Annotated in this window: 17 protein-coding genes; 14 read left to right on the forward strand and 3 right to left on the reverse strand. The window is 40.3% G+C overall.

The annotated features are described in order from the left end of the window. Positions 1–23: 23 nt before the first annotated feature. Positions 24–1,091 carry an aminotransferase class V-fold PLP-dependent enzyme gene (locus BST97_RS09900; protein ID WP_085767082.1) on the reverse strand — a complete coding sequence of 356 codons (1,068 nt, stop codon included), beginning with the start codon at positions 1,089–1,091 and terminating at the stop codon, positions 24–26. A gap of 67 nt (positions 1,092–1,158) precedes the next feature. Between BST97_RS09900 and BST97_RS09905 the strand changes: the two genes are divergently transcribed. After that, on the forward strand, positions 1,159–2,064 hold the full coding sequence (locus BST97_RS09905) for a dihydrofolate reductase (protein WP_085767083.1): 906 nt from the start codon (positions 1,159–1,161) through the stop codon (positions 2,062–2,064). A 47-nt stretch (positions 2,065–2,111) separates the two neighbouring features. Next, a complete protein-coding gene (fabD, locus tag BST97_RS09910; protein ID WP_085767084.1) occupies positions 2,112–2,993 on the forward strand; it encodes an ACP S-malonyltransferase in 882 nt (293 codons plus the stop codon). Here fabD and BST97_RS09915 read toward each other — a convergent pair. After that, positions 2,983–3,534, reverse strand: a complete 552-nt coding sequence (locus BST97_RS09915; protein WP_085767085.1) for an RNA methyltransferase — start codon at positions 3,532–3,534, stop codon at positions 2,983–2,985. The genes fabD and BST97_RS09915 overlap by 11 nt on opposite strands. A 166-nt stretch (positions 3,535–3,700) precedes the next feature. Beyond that, positions 3,701–4,711: a PorP/SprF family type IX secretion system membrane protein gene (locus BST97_RS09920; RefSeq protein WP_085767086.1), complete on the reverse strand. Its 1,011-nt coding sequence runs from the start codon at positions 4,709–4,711 to the stop codon at positions 3,701–3,703. A gap of 318 nt (positions 4,712–5,029) precedes the next feature. On the opposite strand from BST97_RS09920, the gene BST97_RS09925 reads away from it, so the two are divergent. The 12 genes from BST97_RS09925 (at position 5,030) to BST97_RS09980 (ending at position 14,696) form a co-directional block, all read left to right on the forward strand. Then, positions 5,030–5,947 (forward strand): NifU family protein, encoded by a 918-nt coding sequence (locus BST97_RS09925; RefSeq protein ID WP_085767087.1) that lies wholly within the window; start codon positions 5,030–5,032, stop codon positions 5,945–5,947. Between the two features lie 191 nt (positions 5,948–6,138). After that, positions 6,139–7,032: a heme o synthase gene (cyoE, locus tag BST97_RS09930; RefSeq protein ID WP_407668573.1), complete on the forward strand. Its 894-nt coding sequence runs from the start codon at positions 6,139–6,141 to the stop codon at positions 7,030–7,032. 3 nt (positions 7,033–7,035) lie between these two features. Then, a complete protein-coding gene (locus BST97_RS09935; RefSeq protein ID WP_245833537.1) occupies positions 7,036–7,614 on the forward strand; it encodes a cytochrome c oxidase subunit 3 in 579 nt (192 codons plus the stop codon). A 47-nt stretch (positions 7,615–7,661) separates the two neighbouring features. After that, positions 7,662–8,663 (forward strand): cytochrome c oxidase subunit 3, encoded by a 1,002-nt coding sequence (locus tag BST97_RS09940; RefSeq protein WP_085767088.1) that lies wholly within the window; start codon positions 7,662–7,664, stop codon positions 8,661–8,663. Between the two features lie 21 nt (positions 8,664–8,684). Beyond that, entirely contained in the window at positions 8,685–9,092 is a 408-nt protein-coding gene (locus BST97_RS09945) for a cytochrome C oxidase subunit IV family protein (protein ID WP_085767089.1), read from the forward strand. A gap of 58 nt (positions 9,093–9,150) precedes the next feature. Then, positions 9,151–9,858 (forward strand): membrane or secreted protein, encoded by a 708-nt coding sequence (locus BST97_RS09950; RefSeq protein ID WP_085767090.1) that lies wholly within the window; start codon positions 9,151–9,153, stop codon positions 9,856–9,858. Next, positions 9,845–10,552, forward strand: coding sequence for an SCO family protein (locus tag BST97_RS09955; protein WP_085767091.1), 708 nt, complete (start codon positions 9,845–9,847; stop codon positions 10,550–10,552). Before BST97_RS09950 ends, BST97_RS09955 begins: the two co-directional genes overlap by 14 nt. Before the next feature lie 2 nt (positions 10,553–10,554). Then, on the forward strand, positions 10,555–11,076 hold the full coding sequence (locus tag BST97_RS09960) for a DUF420 domain-containing protein (RefSeq protein ID WP_085767092.1): 522 nt from the start codon (positions 10,555–10,557) through the stop codon (positions 11,074–11,076). A gap of 60 nt (positions 11,077–11,136) precedes the next feature. Then, the gene (locus BST97_RS09965; protein WP_085767093.1) at positions 11,137–11,364 is read left to right on the forward strand and encodes a hypothetical protein; all 228 of its coding nucleotides are present in this window, start codon (positions 11,137–11,139) and stop codon (positions 11,362–11,364) included. Between the two features lie 129 nt (positions 11,365–11,493). After that, positions 11,494–12,195: an ABC transporter ATP-binding protein gene (locus BST97_RS09970; RefSeq protein WP_085767094.1), complete on the forward strand. Its 702-nt coding sequence runs from the start codon at positions 11,494–11,496 to the stop codon at positions 12,193–12,195. Then, entirely contained in the window at positions 12,188–13,435 is a 1,248-nt protein-coding gene (locus BST97_RS09975; protein WP_085767095.1) for an ABC transporter permease, read from the forward strand. The genes BST97_RS09970 and BST97_RS09975 overlap by 8 nt, the downstream gene beginning before the upstream one ends. Before the next feature lies 1 nt (position 13,436). Then, positions 13,437–14,696: an ABC transporter permease gene (locus BST97_RS09980; RefSeq protein ID WP_085767096.1), complete on the forward strand. Its 1,260-nt coding sequence runs from the start codon at positions 13,437–13,439 to the stop codon at positions 14,694–14,696.

Below are 14,696 nucleotides of genomic sequence, written 5' to 3' on the forward strand. Positions count from 1 at the left end.
AAATAAAAAGAAAAACAGTTTTCTCATAAATGGCGGTCGATAGTATTTAAAAATTGATCCAAGTCTTCAGTTGTATTGTAGTAATGAAATCCCACTCTTATACCATCTCCTCTTTTACAGCACAAAATTTTCACGGCAAGTAAGTCTTGCAGCACCTCATCACTCAGCTTCAGATTAAAGATAGAAGAATGAACATCTCTTCCTAGAACCTCACTAGCAATTAAATTGCGTGAAGCAAACGCTGTTTTTGCTTGACTGGAAATCTTGTTTATAGCAATGCTTATTTTATGGATCCCATAAGAATCAATAAGTTCTATAGCTTTACGCAAAGCTCCAAAAGAAACCGAATCAAGATGCCCGGGTTCAAAATAACCAATAAAACTGCCTCGTTGGTTTCTTATTTCTGATATTTCTATGTGAGGAAAATATTCACTTAGCCTAGCGACTGTTTCTTCTTTGAAACACATAAATGCGTTACCATTCCCAGCGTGCATCCACTTGTAACAGCTGGCGGCTAGGATGTCTATTCCGCTTTCGCGAAAGCGGAATTCTTCAACACCTAGATATTGAGTGGCATCTGCAATGATTATAACATCAGGAAAGCTTGCTTTGAGATCTTTAAGAAAATCCAGATCGATTTTCATTCCTGAAATGTATTGTACGATGGAAAGGCACAGAAAATCGGGCTCGTGTTTTTTCACTGCATCCCAAATTTGATGCTCCAGATCAGCGCAGAGCGGCACATAACTTGTCGGAAAGCCCATCGAAATCACGGGATAATTGATCGAGGGGTAATCTCCATCAATCAACAAAAACCTTTTAGATCGCGGCAATTTTTCTAGCAACGCATTAAATGCTAGTGAAAAATTGGGTGTGAGCGCGGTGAATTGATAGTCTGAATCTAAGAAGTGAGCGACTGTCCTGCGTACCTCTTCCAGAAAGTCACCTCTTTTGCGCATCATAAACAGAGGGTCACTTGCCAACTGATTTGCGAAACAAGTTTTGTAATCTTTGAGTTCTTGAGATATAAGCCCTTGTTCAGGCGTGTTGAGGTAAACAAAATCTTCTAAAACAGGAAAAGTGAGAGTCATTTATAGCTTTATTAATGCCACCTGTTTCAGGTATGAATTACATTTGATCGTTAAAAATAGGTAGAAAATGTTTGGGTTCAAGAAAAAAGAGCAACAAGGAATAGACCCTGTACAGAAAGAAATGATTGAAAACGCGCGCTTGCGCATCAAGCAAAAAAGGGGGCTGTTCACTCACTTCATCGTCTTTCTGGTAGGATCAGTAGGTTTGATTATTATCAGTCAGGTTTTTATGGAAAGTAAACCAGAACCATGGTTTGGAATCGACTGGTGGATCTGGATCATTTTTGCATGGTTCTTACTGCTTCTTTATCATGCCTTCAATGTATTTGTGACCAAAAGGCTTTTAGGTCCTGAGTGGGAAAAGCGACAGTATGATCGCCTGGTAGGAAAACAAAAGGAACGTATCTCAAAATTAGAACAGAAAGTAGCCAAAGAATTTCCTACTCCGCTAGCAAAGGTTGAGACTGAAGCGCCCATCAAACCCGTAGTAACCATGATCGCCGCCGTTGACGGTAATCTGGGATTAGGAAAAGACAATGATCTAGTCTGGCATCTACCAGATGACTTTAAACGCTTTAAAGCAATAACAACTGGTCATAATATTATCATGGGTCGCAAGACTTTTGAGGGTTTCCCTAAGCCGTTACCCAACCGTACCCACATAATTCTCACCAGAGATCAGAACTACAAAACCACTCAAGGCATAGTTGTTCATGACATGAAAACTGCACTCGCAACCGCTGCAGGTGATGACCAACCTTTCATTATAGGCGGCGGTGAGATTTACAAATTAGGGCTTCCTTTTGCAGACCGTTTAGAGCTCACACGCATACACGAGGTCTTTGATGTAGACACTTATTTCCCTGAATTCAGCAAGTCACAATGGAAACTAATTAACTCAGAACATCATCCTAAAGATGATAGCCACAAACACGACTTTGATTATGAGACGTGGGAAAGGATCAAAAAATAGTATAGTTTACTCATATCTTATATTTGCCCTGACTTAAGCATATCAATATGAAAGCATACGTTTTTCCAGGACAGGGAGCACAGTTTACAGGAATGGGTAAAGATCTTTATGATCAATATGAGGAAGCGAGAGAACTTTTCCATAAAGCCAATGAGATTCTAGGCTTTGACATCAGTAAAATAATGTTTGAGGGTTCAGCAGATGAACTAAAGCAAACTAAGGTTACCCAGCCCGCAGTTTTCATTCACAGTGTAGTCTTGGCAAAAATGATGGGCGATCATTTCAAGCCAGACATGGCTGCCGGTCACTCACTGGGAGAACTTAGTGCGCTTACCGCGATAGGTTGTCTCACTTTTGAAGATGGTCTCAAAATTGTATCAGAAAGAGCCATGGCCATGCAAGAGGCTTGTGAGATCCAAGAAAGCACTATGGCTGCCATTCTAGGACTTGAAGACGACATGGTTGAAAAGATCTGTAGGGAAACTGATGGTGTGGTGGTTGCCGCAAATTACAATTGTCCAGGTCAGCTGGTAATCTCAGGAGCCGTACCCGCTGTAGAAGCTGCTTGCGAAAAGCTAAAACTTCACGGTGCAAAAAGAGCACTTGTTCTACCCGTAGGAGGTGCTTTTCACTCTCCTTTAATGGAGCCAGCACGTGAGCGGCTTGCCAGAGTTATTGAAAAAACGGAGTTTAAAAATCCCATTTGTCCTATTTATCAAAATGTATCCACCTTTGCAGTGAGAGATACCGATACTATAAAGACAAATCTCATTTATCAACTCACTGCTCCGGTAAAATGGACGCAATCCATTCAAGAAATGATTAAGGATGGAGCCACAGAATTCATTGAAGTCGGTCCGGGAAGAGCTTTGCAAGGCATGATCAAAAAAATAGATCGCAGTCTTGATGTGGGTCAGGCTAGTGCTTAAGTTCTTTTATTGTATTGATCTTGTGAAATAGGTCGTAAGTCACTATCCCAGCACAGACTGATATATTCAGACTGTGCTTAGTTCCATATTGTTCTAGTTCAATGACACGGTCACTGGCGTTTACGACATCCTGTTGCACGCCTTGAACTTCGTTTCCTAGAACTACAGCTATTTTAGACCCTCTTTCAGGATTAAAAGAATGTAAGCTGGTCGAGTTTTCAGCTTGCTCGATGGCGCAAACTTCATAACCGTTTTTTTTCAAATTTCTGATCGCCTCGCTGGTGTCCTCAAAATATTCCCAGGAAACTGTTTCTGTAGCACCTAGAGCCGTTTTTCTAATTTCCCGATGTGGTGGTTGTGCAGTTATACCGCACAAAACAACTTTGTCGACCCTATAGCAATCTGCCGTGCGGAAAACGGATCCCACATTATTCAAACTACGTACATTATCCAAAACGATGACAAGGGGAGTTTTTTCGCTTTCGCGAAATTCCTTATCAGACAACCGGTCTAACTCATCATTCCTCGTTTTTCTATTCATATTAGGTTCTATTAAAAGCAAAAACCATAGCTGGGCTATGGTTTTTGAAAATATTTAAATGTGATTTCTAGCACGCTTTCGCGCTGCGCCTTCGGCAAGCCTAGCCATCTGCGCCGAAGTGGCTACGAAGGCTGCATGGCGAACGAAGGAAAGCGTAATTATCAATTTATCTATTCACCGCGGGACAGTTACAACTCCATCGCTCTTGTCTACACAAGAAATCGATTCCCAAAGTGAGCTGGTGAAAACCACCATTATCAAACTTGATATCTCCAAACTGGTAACTGTAAGTGTATGCAAAAGTGAACTCTTTATACTTGACACCTACAATAGGTGATAGCAACGACAAGTTTTGCTCTTGGATATTGTTTATATCATTTCCGTTTACAAATTCAGCACTCTCAAAACTCTGACGAAACGATAAACCACCAAAGAACTGGCTGTTATCGTTCATATCATAATATGCCTTTGCATTTATGTCTACAAATTGCTCTTCAGTCTGGTCTGTACGCTGGTAGAGAACAGACGGTTCAAATTGCCAAGCACTTTTAGTAGGTGAAAACACATAGCCCAAAGTTGCAATATATCTACGCTGGTTTGAACTTTCAAAGCCTTCCGTATAGATCTCACGATTTTGGAAAACCGCATTCTTTACCGTAAAATGTCCATAGAATTCTTTATAGAAATAAGACATCCCTATATCTACGTTAAAATAAGAATCACTTACAAGCACTCCGGCAACCACAGGGTCAAAATCGAGCGGGTCAAAATCAGTCTCATCAAGACGGCTCTGAACCATTCCCACATTTGCTCCAAAAGATAGCCTATTGAGCTCACCATAACCACCCCCTACTTTAAGGTGATATGCATAAGATAAATAAGCACCTGTTTGAGAGTGATAACCATTACGGTCATTAAAAATGATGGCTCCTATACCACTATTTTGACCTATTCCAGTATTGAAACTCAAGGTCTGTAGGTTGGGGGCATCTTCTTGATCAAACCACTGTTGTCTTGCGGTTCCTCTCACCTTACCGCAACTCGCGGCACCTGCCATGGAAGGGTGAAGTAAATAATAATTGTCAGTTAGGTAGTCTAAATAGACCGGTACACCTTCTTGCGCTATTGATAGTTGTGATATGGCTGCTACAACTATTAATACAAAAAATCTTTTCATGCGTCGTTAAGTCTCTCCTTTCCAGCACGTGTTCCTAGTACAGCTTCAGGGGTTAGGCTGTTCTTTTTGCCACCATGGCTTTCATGGTTCGAGGACACATCCCAATCGGTCAAATATATACATTTTACGATTCAATTAACAATAAACCCTGCTAGTTCAAAAAAATTGTTCAAATCATGTTAATTTTCAGCAAGTTGCGACCTCGTTTGAATTTATTATGCAGTCATACTATTTGCTTTGAAGCACTATGTACACAATCTATGATCAAATGAAGCACAGCTTTAATATCATCATTATTTTTGCAAAAAATTTCCTGTTATGAGCGAGCACATTATTTCCATAATACCTACTTCAAACAATGCGATTGTAAAATTTGAAAGCAACCAGTTTTTAGTGAAGGGAAATAGCTATGAATTCAAAAATATAGATGAAGCAAAACCATCTCAACTCGCTCAACAACTGTTCTACCTTCCTTTTGTAAAAACCGTCTACATCGCACAAAACTTTATTGCGATTGAGCGCTATGATATTGTTCAGTGGGAAGATGTTCAAGATGAGGTTGCAGAACAAATAAACAATTACTTGAATAGCGGAGAACCACTCTTACATGAGGAGGCGCAACCCACCAAAAAAGTTCCCGTAACAGTTTATGCTGAGGCCACTCCCAATCCCAACAACATGAAATTTGTGGCCAATAAAAAACTGGTCGTACAGAGCAAGGAATTTAAAAGCATAGGCGATACAGAAGATGGCACCTTGACTCGCAAACTCTATGAATTCCCATTTATCAAAGAAATTTATGTGGACGAGAACTATATCTCGATCCAAAAACATGAAATCGTGGAGTGGGATGAGGTTGCAAATCAAGTGCGCTCTTTTATTAGAGAATCTCTTCAAAACGGACTAGAAATAGGCGAGTCTAAAGGAAAGAGTGAAGGGATTGAACTCAACAAAGCCGCTGAGCCTACTAACCTCCCCAAATTTGAAAACCTCGATGATGTTTCTAAAAAAATTGTAGAAATTCTAGATGAATACATTAAGCCAGCAGTAGCTAGCGATGGAGGAAATATCGTATTTAAAGAGTACGAGCAGGCATCAGGTGATGTTCACGTAATTTTACAGGGCGCTTGCAGTGGTTGCCCTTCTTCTACCATGACTCTCAAAAATGGAATTGAAACCATGCTTAAGGATATGATTCCTAATAAGATCAACCAGGTTGTAGCTATAAACGGCTAGAAGATCATCATTCAACGAGATTAGTGTGGTAATTCCGCTTTCGCGAAAGCGAGATATCAAAGAATATTCTCACCAGGCTCAGAGGTTAAGGAATAACATTGTTCTTGTTTTAGCAAAACACTCTGAAAGCAAGTGATTTGCTTTGCTACAAAACAAGCACAAAGTATCTTTGCAACCCCTTAAAAATAGCTGTGAAAGAAGCAAAAACTCTTACTAAAGAACCCGGTATGATCTCAAATTTCATCGAGATCACTAAACCTAGGCTTTCTGTAGTAGTGGTGTTTTCATCTTTAGCCGGTTATTTCTTAGCAGCAGAGTCCATAGACTGGCTCACGCTTTTGTACTTATGCGTAGGTGGATATTTTCTTGTGGGGTCATCAAATGTGTTTAATCAAATCATCGAGAAGGACCGTGACGCTCTCATGGTACGTACGATGAACCGTCCTTTGCCTACGGGTAGAATAGCGATCTCTACCGCTTGGGTTTACGGCTTATTGATGGCACTTATTGGTGTATACCTGCTCTATCTCATAAATGGAGCGACTGCATTTTTTGGCGCGTTAAGCATCGTGCTTTATGCAGCTCTATACACTCCACTCAAGACCGTCTCGCCGCTTTGTGTGTTTGTGGGAGCTTTTCCTGGCGCGATCCCATATATGCTAGGCTGGGTGGCTGCCAGTGGTAATTTTGGCATTGAACCTGGGACTTTGTTTATGCTTCAGTTTTTTTGGCAATTTCCCCACTTTTGGGCGATAGGATGGATGCTGGAAGACGACTATAAAGCAGGTGGTTTCAAGATGCTTCCTACAGGAGCGGCTGATCGAGGTACTGCTTTTCAAACAGTGTTGTATACAGTATGGACAGTAATTGTATCGATCATACCCGTATTTAAAGTTACGGGTGATTTATACATTACTATTTATAGTGCGATTGCTGTAGGGGCGCTGGGATTGTGGTTTTTATACCATAGTATTGAGCTTTTTAGAAAAAGAACCAAAACTGTTGCACGTAAACTCATGCTGGTAAGCGTGAGTTACATAACCCTAGTACAGATTATTTACGTAGTCGATAAATTTTTGAGATAATTAATGGTAGATATCACTCAATTACCAGAGAAAGAAAAAAGGGCTCGATCCAAAAAACAAATGATGTGGTTTGCCATCGCAAGCTTGATCATGATGTTTGCGGGACTTACCAGTGCCTACATAGTTAGCGCAAGTAGAAGAGACTGGGTAGATTTTGAGCTGCCTAGTGAATTTTATTACAGCACAGGTGTTATAGTTTTGAGTTCGCTTACTTTACTTCTGGCAAAACTTAGTATTAAAAAGAATAATCGCAAGGGGGCGACGTTGATGACTGTTCTCACATTTGTGCTGGGTGCGACATTTGTTTACATGCAGTTTGCAGGCTTTGAGACATTAACTGAAAGAGATATTTTCTTCACTGGAAAGGGAAGTAGTGTGAGCGCCTCTTTTGTTTACTTAATTGTGGTTGCGCACTTAGCGCATATTGTTGCAGGCCTTATCTCCCTGATGGTCATTACAATAAATATGGTTAGAGGGAAATATACAGGCACTGATTTCCTCGGATTTGAATTAGGGGCGATATTCTGGCATTTTGTAGATTTTCTATGGATTTTCTTGCTTTGCTTTTTACTCTTTTATTAAAAAGTTTTTTCATCTATTTTTGCAACTTATAGCAATACACTCACACTATGGATACAACAGTAGCTGCTACTGGTACCGAAGGACAAAAATGGGGAGGCGGTAACTTGCCTTTAAAGGTGACTTATGGAAAGATGATGATGTGGTTCTTCATCCTTTCAGACGCGCTGACCTTCTCTGGATTTCTTGCCGCATACGGATTTTCAAGATTTAAATTTATTGAAGAATGGCCTATAGCTGATGAGGTTTTCAACCACTTCCCATTCATGCATGGCGTAGACGCGCCTATGTTTTATGTGGCGTTGATGACCTTTATACTTATTGGATCATCGGTTACAATGGTGCTTGCAGTGGACGCTGGTCATAAAATGGACAAGAAAAAGGTTTCTCTCTACATGTTGCTAACCGTAATAGGTGGTATGATCTTCTTAGGTTCTCAAGCTTGGGAGTGGGCTAACTTTATAAACGGTGAGTACGGTGCGGTTAAAACTAAAGGTGGGAACATTCTTCAGTTTGTCAACACTGAAACTGAAGAGAGGGTAGGCCTATCAGAATTTGTCGTAGAAGGTGATCGCGATGTAGATACTTACGGTCCTAGTGAAGGAATCTGGTATGAGTCATCAGGAGAGTATAATGCAGAGTACACTTTACAAGAAGTTATCGCTGGTTTGGAAATCAATGATAACATCACTGTTCGTACACAACAGCTTATAGTTAATCAAGAAACTGGGGCTAGTGAAAAATTAGTGCTTTCTAGAGAGGAAGGTCTTGCCAAAGTTAAAAGAGAAGCCATCTCTGTAGTTCAAGGTGCTAATCTTACTGAGAATGAATACGGCGCTCCACTCTTTGCTGACTTTTTCTTTTTCATTACTGGTTTTCACGGTTTCCACGTTTTCACTGGAGTCTTGATCAATTTGATCATCTTCTTCAATGTAATTTTAGGAACTTATGAACGTAGAGGAAGCTATTTAATGGTAGAAAAAGTAGGTCTTTACTGGCACTTTGTAGACCTTGTTTGGGTATTTGTATTTACCTTCTTCTACCTCGTATAAAAATTTTTGAGACAAATCATCATGGCAGATCACGCATCACACGCAGAACACCATCACGAGCACAAACTAGAAATCTTTAGAGGACTGGTTAAGTTTAAAAACAATACCCAGAAAATATGGGGTGTCTTAATCTTCCTTTCTATTGTTACCATTATTGAGGTAGCGTTAGGTTACATTAAACCTGATTTTCTCAATGCTCAATTTCTTGCACTAAAATGGTTGAACTGGATTTTTATCATTCTTACCATAGTTAAAGCATATTACATTACTTGGGATTTCATGCACATGAGAGATGAAGTGAGTGGATTGAGACGTGCTGTGGTTTGGACCGCTGTTTTCCTAATCATTTATTTAGTAGCTATTCTTCTTGTAGAAGGAGATTATATTTATGAGGTTTACAAAAACAATGCTGTAAGTTTTGACTTCTAGTGACTACTATATCTAAATAAACTTAGGACGGTTCTACCGTCCTTTTTTATATCTTATAATGACTGAAGACTCATCTAAAGATCAAATTAAACAAGTCAACCCAATAGCAAAATACTCTGTGTTGATTATTTTGTTTGCTCTTCCGTTAGTTGCTTATCTGTTTTTTCTGCAGGGTAAACACAATTTTGACACCCTACCTGTCATAAATGAAGAAATAGGTACGCTTGAGAATTTCAAGACATTAGAAGGGCGTAAACTGCAACTCAAAGACAGTATCACCATCATTACATTTCTAGGTAATCATCCTTATGAACGTTTAGGGCATGTCTCAAATGTCAATGAGAAAATCTACAAGGAGTTTCACAAATTTGACACCTTTCAGCTAGTGGCGATTTTACCCGAAGCCGGAGTGGAAGACGTTCAAGAGATCAAGAATCAAATGGCTGAAACCACAGACATTTCAGATTTCCATTTTTTGGTCGGTGATGATAGTGATATCCTAAAGTTTTTTGATGATCTGGGATCTGATCTCGAGCTCAATAAAGACTTATCATCTGATTATGCATTTATCATTGATAAAAGCGCCTCACTTAGAGGTCGTGACGACAACGACCCAGAAGAATCCATTATTTATGGGTACGACACGAGCTCCATACCTGCGTTACAAAAAGTCATGGTAGATGACGTGCGGGTTCTTCTCGCTGAGTATAGATTTGCATTCAAGAAAAATAGAGATCAAAAAATTCAGAAGGATGGCAAAGGGTAAAGACACTCCTTATTACATAGGTCTAGGAATTATCATTCTCATTTTTGGATACTTTGCTGTGACAAATGTGGTTCACTACATCGAAAAAGATAAAGTGGTAGACAGCAACCGCAGTCAAGACCGCGATCCAGTGGCTGACAAGTTTCTGAAAAAGTTCAATAAGGTTCCAGACTTTTCATTTGTTAATCAGAATAACGACACCATTACTAACAAAGATTTACTGGGAAAAGTTTACGTGGTAGACTTTTTCTTCACGACTTGCCCTACCATTTGCACACCTATGAGTGTTAATATGTCTAAGATCGTTGAAGAACTTGAAGACTATCCCGATTTTCAAGCAGTGTCTATAAGCATTGATCCAGAGTATGACACTCCAGAGGTTTTAAAGGAATATGCCTCGAGATATGTTGAAAAAGATGACTCATGGCACTTTTTAACGGGAGACAAACAAGCCACCTATAAACTAGCGAGAGAGGGATTCAGCTCTTATGTGGGCGAAAGCCAAGACAGCATCATAAAATTTGAGCACAGCGGTAATTTCGCATTGGTCGATCGCGAAGGTTACATACGTTCCCGTAAAGATGAATACGGCAACTGGATCATGGTATATCGAGCCGTGCAAGAAAACGTAAATGATCTCGAGCCATTGCTGCCTGAGCTTATCGCAGATGCAAAAACACTTTTAAATAAATAACTATGTTAGAAAAAAGAGGGCCAGCCATCATTCTAGCAATTTCAATCGTCGTTCCTATTGTTGTACTTATTTTGATGTATTTGCCCGAGCGTTACAATTTCTTGAATCTCGATGCCGGTACGCTCCCTTTGTTTCATGCGGTTCTCAATGGAGCGACTGCCTTATTATTACTAGCGGGTATAACATTTATCAAGTCAGGCAAGAAAGAAAAGCACAGAGCTGTCATGACATCAGCTTTTGTGATCAGTGCTGTGTTTTTAGTGAGCTACGTGATCTCAAAGATTAGCAATGATCCTACACCGTATCCAGAAGACGCGCCCCTACGTGGTTTATACCTCTTTATTTTGATTTCCCATATTGTTTTGTCAGGGATCATCTTACCCCTGGTTCTGTATACGATGTATTTTGCATGGAATAAAAAATTTGCGAAACATCGTAAAATTGCGAGATGGACCTTCCCGATTTGGCTCTATGTGGCTGTGACAGGTGTGGCAGTTTATCTTTTCATGCAGCCCTATTATTAAGTGTAAGTTGAAGTACATGATTAAGTCTAAGAAGATAGACCTCAAGACAACATTGTCGATATGAAAAAGCTATTTTGTTTTTTATTGCTGGTAATTTTTTCCGCTTTCGCGAAAGCGCAATGTGCCATGTGCCGCGCCGTCATAGAGAGCAGTGGAGACAACGCAACTGCTGAAGGTCTCAACAACGGTATCACCTATCTTATGGCATTTCCTTATATCATCGTAGGCGGAATCATCTACATGATCTACCGAAGCACGCAAAAACCAGCAAAAGAGGTTACTGAGTAGCGATAAATTTTTGAAAAAAAATCTCTCTAAAAATTTTCTTAACATAGTTTTAAGGTAGGTAGGTGTAACATGGTAGCAATTTTGAGGTCTGTTTAACATGCAGTCTTCGGACAATTCAATGCACTAACCATGATTGAAATAAAAAACCTGCACAAATCCTATAAAACAGGGAACAATTCATTGCACGTACTTAAAGGGATCGACTTCTCTGTTAAGGAAGGTGAGCTGGTTTCCATCATGGGTTCATCTGGATCAGGAAAATCCACATTATTAAATATTTTAGGAATGCTTGATGAAGCAGATGAAGGTAGCTACGTACTCGATAATGTCCCTATCAAAAATCTGAATGAGAAAATTGCCGCAAAATACCGCAATAAATTTTTGGGGTTCATTTTCCAATCTTTCAACCTGATCAGTTACAAAACTGCAATTGATAACGTTGCCCTACCTCTGTACTATCAGGGCGTAAGTCGTAAAGAGCGTGATGAGAAATCCCTACACTATCTTGAAAAAGTAGGACTGGCAGACTGGGCAGACCATTTACCCAATCAACTTTCTGGTGGACAGAAACAACGTGTTGCCATCGCGCGAGCACTTGCTAGTGACCCAAAAGTCCTTCTTGCCGATGAGCCTACCGGAGCTCTAGATACCAAAACATCTTATGAAGTCATGGACTTGATTCAGGGTATTAACGATGAAGGGCGCACCATTCTAATCGTGACACATGAGCCTGACATTGCAGAAATGACCAAGCGCATCGTAAACCTAAAAGATGGTCGAATTATCGATGACACTTTAGTCAATCAGATCAAAGCTGCCGCTCATGTTTAATCTAGAGCGCTGGCAAGAAATATTTGAGACCATACGCAAGAATAAATTGCGTACTTTTTTAACCAGCCTCTCAGTAGCCTCAGGGATATTCATTCTTGTAATCCTACTTGGGGTTTCTACAGGTATTGAAACGGGTGTACGCACCGAGTTTGAGCAAGATGCTACCAACAGAATTCAGGTAAGTGTACGCAGTACTACAAAAGAATATAAGGGACTTAATCCAGGCAGGAGACTACAGTTGCGCAATTCAGACTATGAAAATCTAAATGCTAAATATGCGGAACAAATCGAGTACAAAACTCCGCTTTACAACATCTGGTCTGGACAGGTTAATTATAAAAACCAACAAGGGAACTATCGCATAGAAGGAGCATCTCCAGATCAGCAATGGATTGAAAATGCTACCATGACCAGTGGCCGCTACCTAAATCAAAGCGACATAGATAATTCTAGAAAAGTAGCCGTGATAGGTTACCAGATGAAAGAAGATCTTTTTAAAGATGAAGACGCTATAGGAAAAACTATCATCCTTAACAACACTGTAAACTTTACGGTAGTAGGTGTTTACACAGATCCTGGAGGAACTAGAGAGGAAACAAGACTTTTTATACCCATTACTACCGCACAAAAAGTTTTCAACGCCGGAGAAAATCTCAATAGAATTGCATACACCATTAAAATGGCAGACACCTTTGACGAGACAGTCGCGCTAAGCGCTGCAATGCGAGAAGCTATTGAACAAGATTTGAGAACGCGTTTTCAAGTTGCTCCTGACGATCGTGTTGCCATAGGGGTTTATGACACTCTAGAAGAAGCAGAAAAGGTATTTGGATTGATCGCTACGATACGATCGGTTTTCTGGTTTATAGGAATTGGTACTATCATAGCTGGTGTAGTGGGCGTGGGTAACATCATGCTTATTGTAGTTAAAGAACGGACTAAGGAAATAGGAATAAGAAAAGCGCTAGGTGCATTGCCCAGTGAAATCATCTGGATGGTGTTGCATGAATCTATTTTCATAACAAGTATTGCCGGTCTTATAGGTCTGTTCCTGGGAGTCGGTTTATTAGAAATCGTATCTCCACTTGTGGAGACTGATTTTATCAAGTATCCTAAGGTAGATTTCAATACGGCAATCACCACTGTAATCATACTGGTTGTAGCTGGTGCACTAGCTGGATTCTTCCCGGCTCGTAGAGCCGCTCACATTAAACCCATAGAAGCTTTAAGAGACGAATAATATGTTTGGTAGAGATCGATGGAACGAGATACTAGAGGCGCTCAATTCAAATAAATTGAGAACCATACTTACGGCGTTTGGGGTTTTCTGGGGAATATTTATCCTTGTGATTCTACTCGCCTTAACTAATGGGTTGAGGAATGGTGTTTCTGCAGACTTTGGTGATCGCGCCACAAATACTATGTTTATGTGGGGACAAAGTACCTCTATGGCTTATAAAGGGATGAACAAAGGTCGCCGTGTTCAATTCAAGCTCGCCGATGTAAAAGCGTTAAAAAACGAGATTCCCGATCTTAGAATTGTTTCACCACGCTTACAATTAGGTGGCTTCCGTGGAGCAAATAATGTCACCAGAGGTGACAAGACAGGAGCTTTTCAGGTGAATGGAGATTATCCAGAGTTTAAACAACAGCAGCCCATGGATATTCTCAAAGGCCGCTGGATTAATTACTCTGATATTGACAAGGTCATGAAGACCGCTGTAATAGGCACTGGAGTTGAAAAAGGCTTATTTGATATAGGTGAAGACCCTATAGGCCAGTACATCAGTATTCAAGGAGTGAATTTCAAGGTGGTGGGCGTTTTTGATAACCCAAACAGTCAGGGAGACAGCGAGGAAGAAGCTAACAATATCTTTGTGCCATTCACCACTTTTGGAAAAGCGTTTAATTCTGGGGACAACGTGGGGTGGATGGCGATAACTGCTCATGACCACGTAAGTATGACAGATTTGAAATCGCAAGTACTTTCTATAATGCGTGAACAGCGTGGTGTCCATCCTGATGACCAGAGAGCTATAGGAAACTTTGACCTTGCAGAACAATTTGCAAAATTCACCGGATTGTTTGACATTTTAGGTTTTGTGGGATTCTTCGTGGGTGGTTTGGTCTTGCTTTCTGGCGGTATTGGGATTAGTAATATTATGCTCATTGTTGTAAAGGAAAGAACTAACGAGATAGGTGTAAGAAGAGCTCTTGGGGCAACTCCTTGGAATATTAAAGCTCAGATATTGCAAGAATCTATCGTATTGACACTCATCTCTGGACTAGCTGGGATCGCATTTGCCGCTGGAATGATTTGGATCATGAATTACTTACTAGCTCAAGCAGGAGACGTGGACAACTTTGCAAACCCCACGGTTAACATTAACGTGGTTTTTATTGCTTTATGCATATTGATTTTAGCTGGATTACTGGCCGGCTTTATCCCCTCTTCTCGTGCAACTAAAATGAAACCAGTAGACGCTTTAAGAACTGAATAA

The sequence above is a fragment of the Nonlabens spongiae genome, assembly GCF_002117125.1.
Lineage (GTDB): Bacteria > Bacteroidota > Bacteroidia > Flavobacteriales > Flavobacteriaceae > Nonlabens > Nonlabens spongiae.

Bases quoted from the DNA above. Each gene is read 5' to 3' on its own strand.
- BST97_RS09900 (WP_085767082.1), bottom strand. From the start codon at position 1,091: ATGACTCTCACTTTTCCTGTTTTAGAAGATTTTGTTTACCTCAACACG.
- BST97_RS09905 (WP_085767083.1), top strand. From the start codon at position 1,159: ATGTTTGGGTTCAAGAAAAAAGAGCAACAAGGAATAGACCCTGTACAG.
- fabD (WP_085767084.1), top strand. From the start codon at position 2,112: ATGAAAGCATACGTTTTTCCAGGACAGGGAGCACAGTTTACAGGAATG.
- BST97_RS09915 (WP_085767085.1), bottom strand. From the start codon at position 3,534: ATGAATAGAAAAACGAGGAATGATGAGTTAGACCGGTTGTCTGATAAG.
- BST97_RS09920 (WP_085767086.1), bottom strand. From the start codon at position 4,711: ATGAAAAGATTTTTTGTATTAATAGTTGTAGCAGCCATATCACAACTA.
- BST97_RS09925 (WP_085767087.1), top strand. From the start codon at position 5,030: ATGAGCGAGCACATTATTTCCATAATACCTACTTCAAACAATGCGATT.
- BST97_RS09935 (WP_245833537.1), top strand. From the start codon at position 7,036: ATGGTAGATATCACTCAATTACCAGAGAAAGAAAAAAGGGCTCGATCC.
- BST97_RS09940 (WP_085767088.1), top strand. From the start codon at position 7,662: ATGGATACAACAGTAGCTGCTACTGGTACCGAAGGACAAAAATGGGGA.
- BST97_RS09945 (WP_085767089.1), top strand. From the start codon at position 8,685: ATGGCAGATCACGCATCACACGCAGAACACCATCACGAGCACAAACTA.
- BST97_RS09950 (WP_085767090.1), top strand. From the start codon at position 9,151: ATGACTGAAGACTCATCTAAAGATCAAATTAAACAAGTCAACCCAATA.
- BST97_RS09955 (WP_085767091.1), top strand. From the start codon at position 9,845: ATGGCAAAGGGTAAAGACACTCCTTATTACATAGGTCTAGGAATTATC.
- BST97_RS09960 (WP_085767092.1), top strand. From the start codon at position 10,555: ATGTTAGAAAAAAGAGGGCCAGCCATCATTCTAGCAATTTCAATCGTC.
- BST97_RS09965 (WP_085767093.1), top strand. From the start codon at position 11,137: ATGAAAAAGCTATTTTGTTTTTTATTGCTGGTAATTTTTTCCGCTTTC.
- BST97_RS09970 (WP_085767094.1), top strand. From the start codon at position 11,494: ATGATTGAAATAAAAAACCTGCACAAATCCTATAAAACAGGGAACAAT.
- BST97_RS09975 (WP_085767095.1), top strand. From the start codon at position 12,188: ATGTTTAATCTAGAGCGCTGGCAAGAAATATTTGAGACCATACGCAAG.
- BST97_RS09980 (WP_085767096.1), top strand. From the start codon at position 13,437: ATGTTTGGTAGAGATCGATGGAACGAGATACTAGAGGCGCTCAATTCA.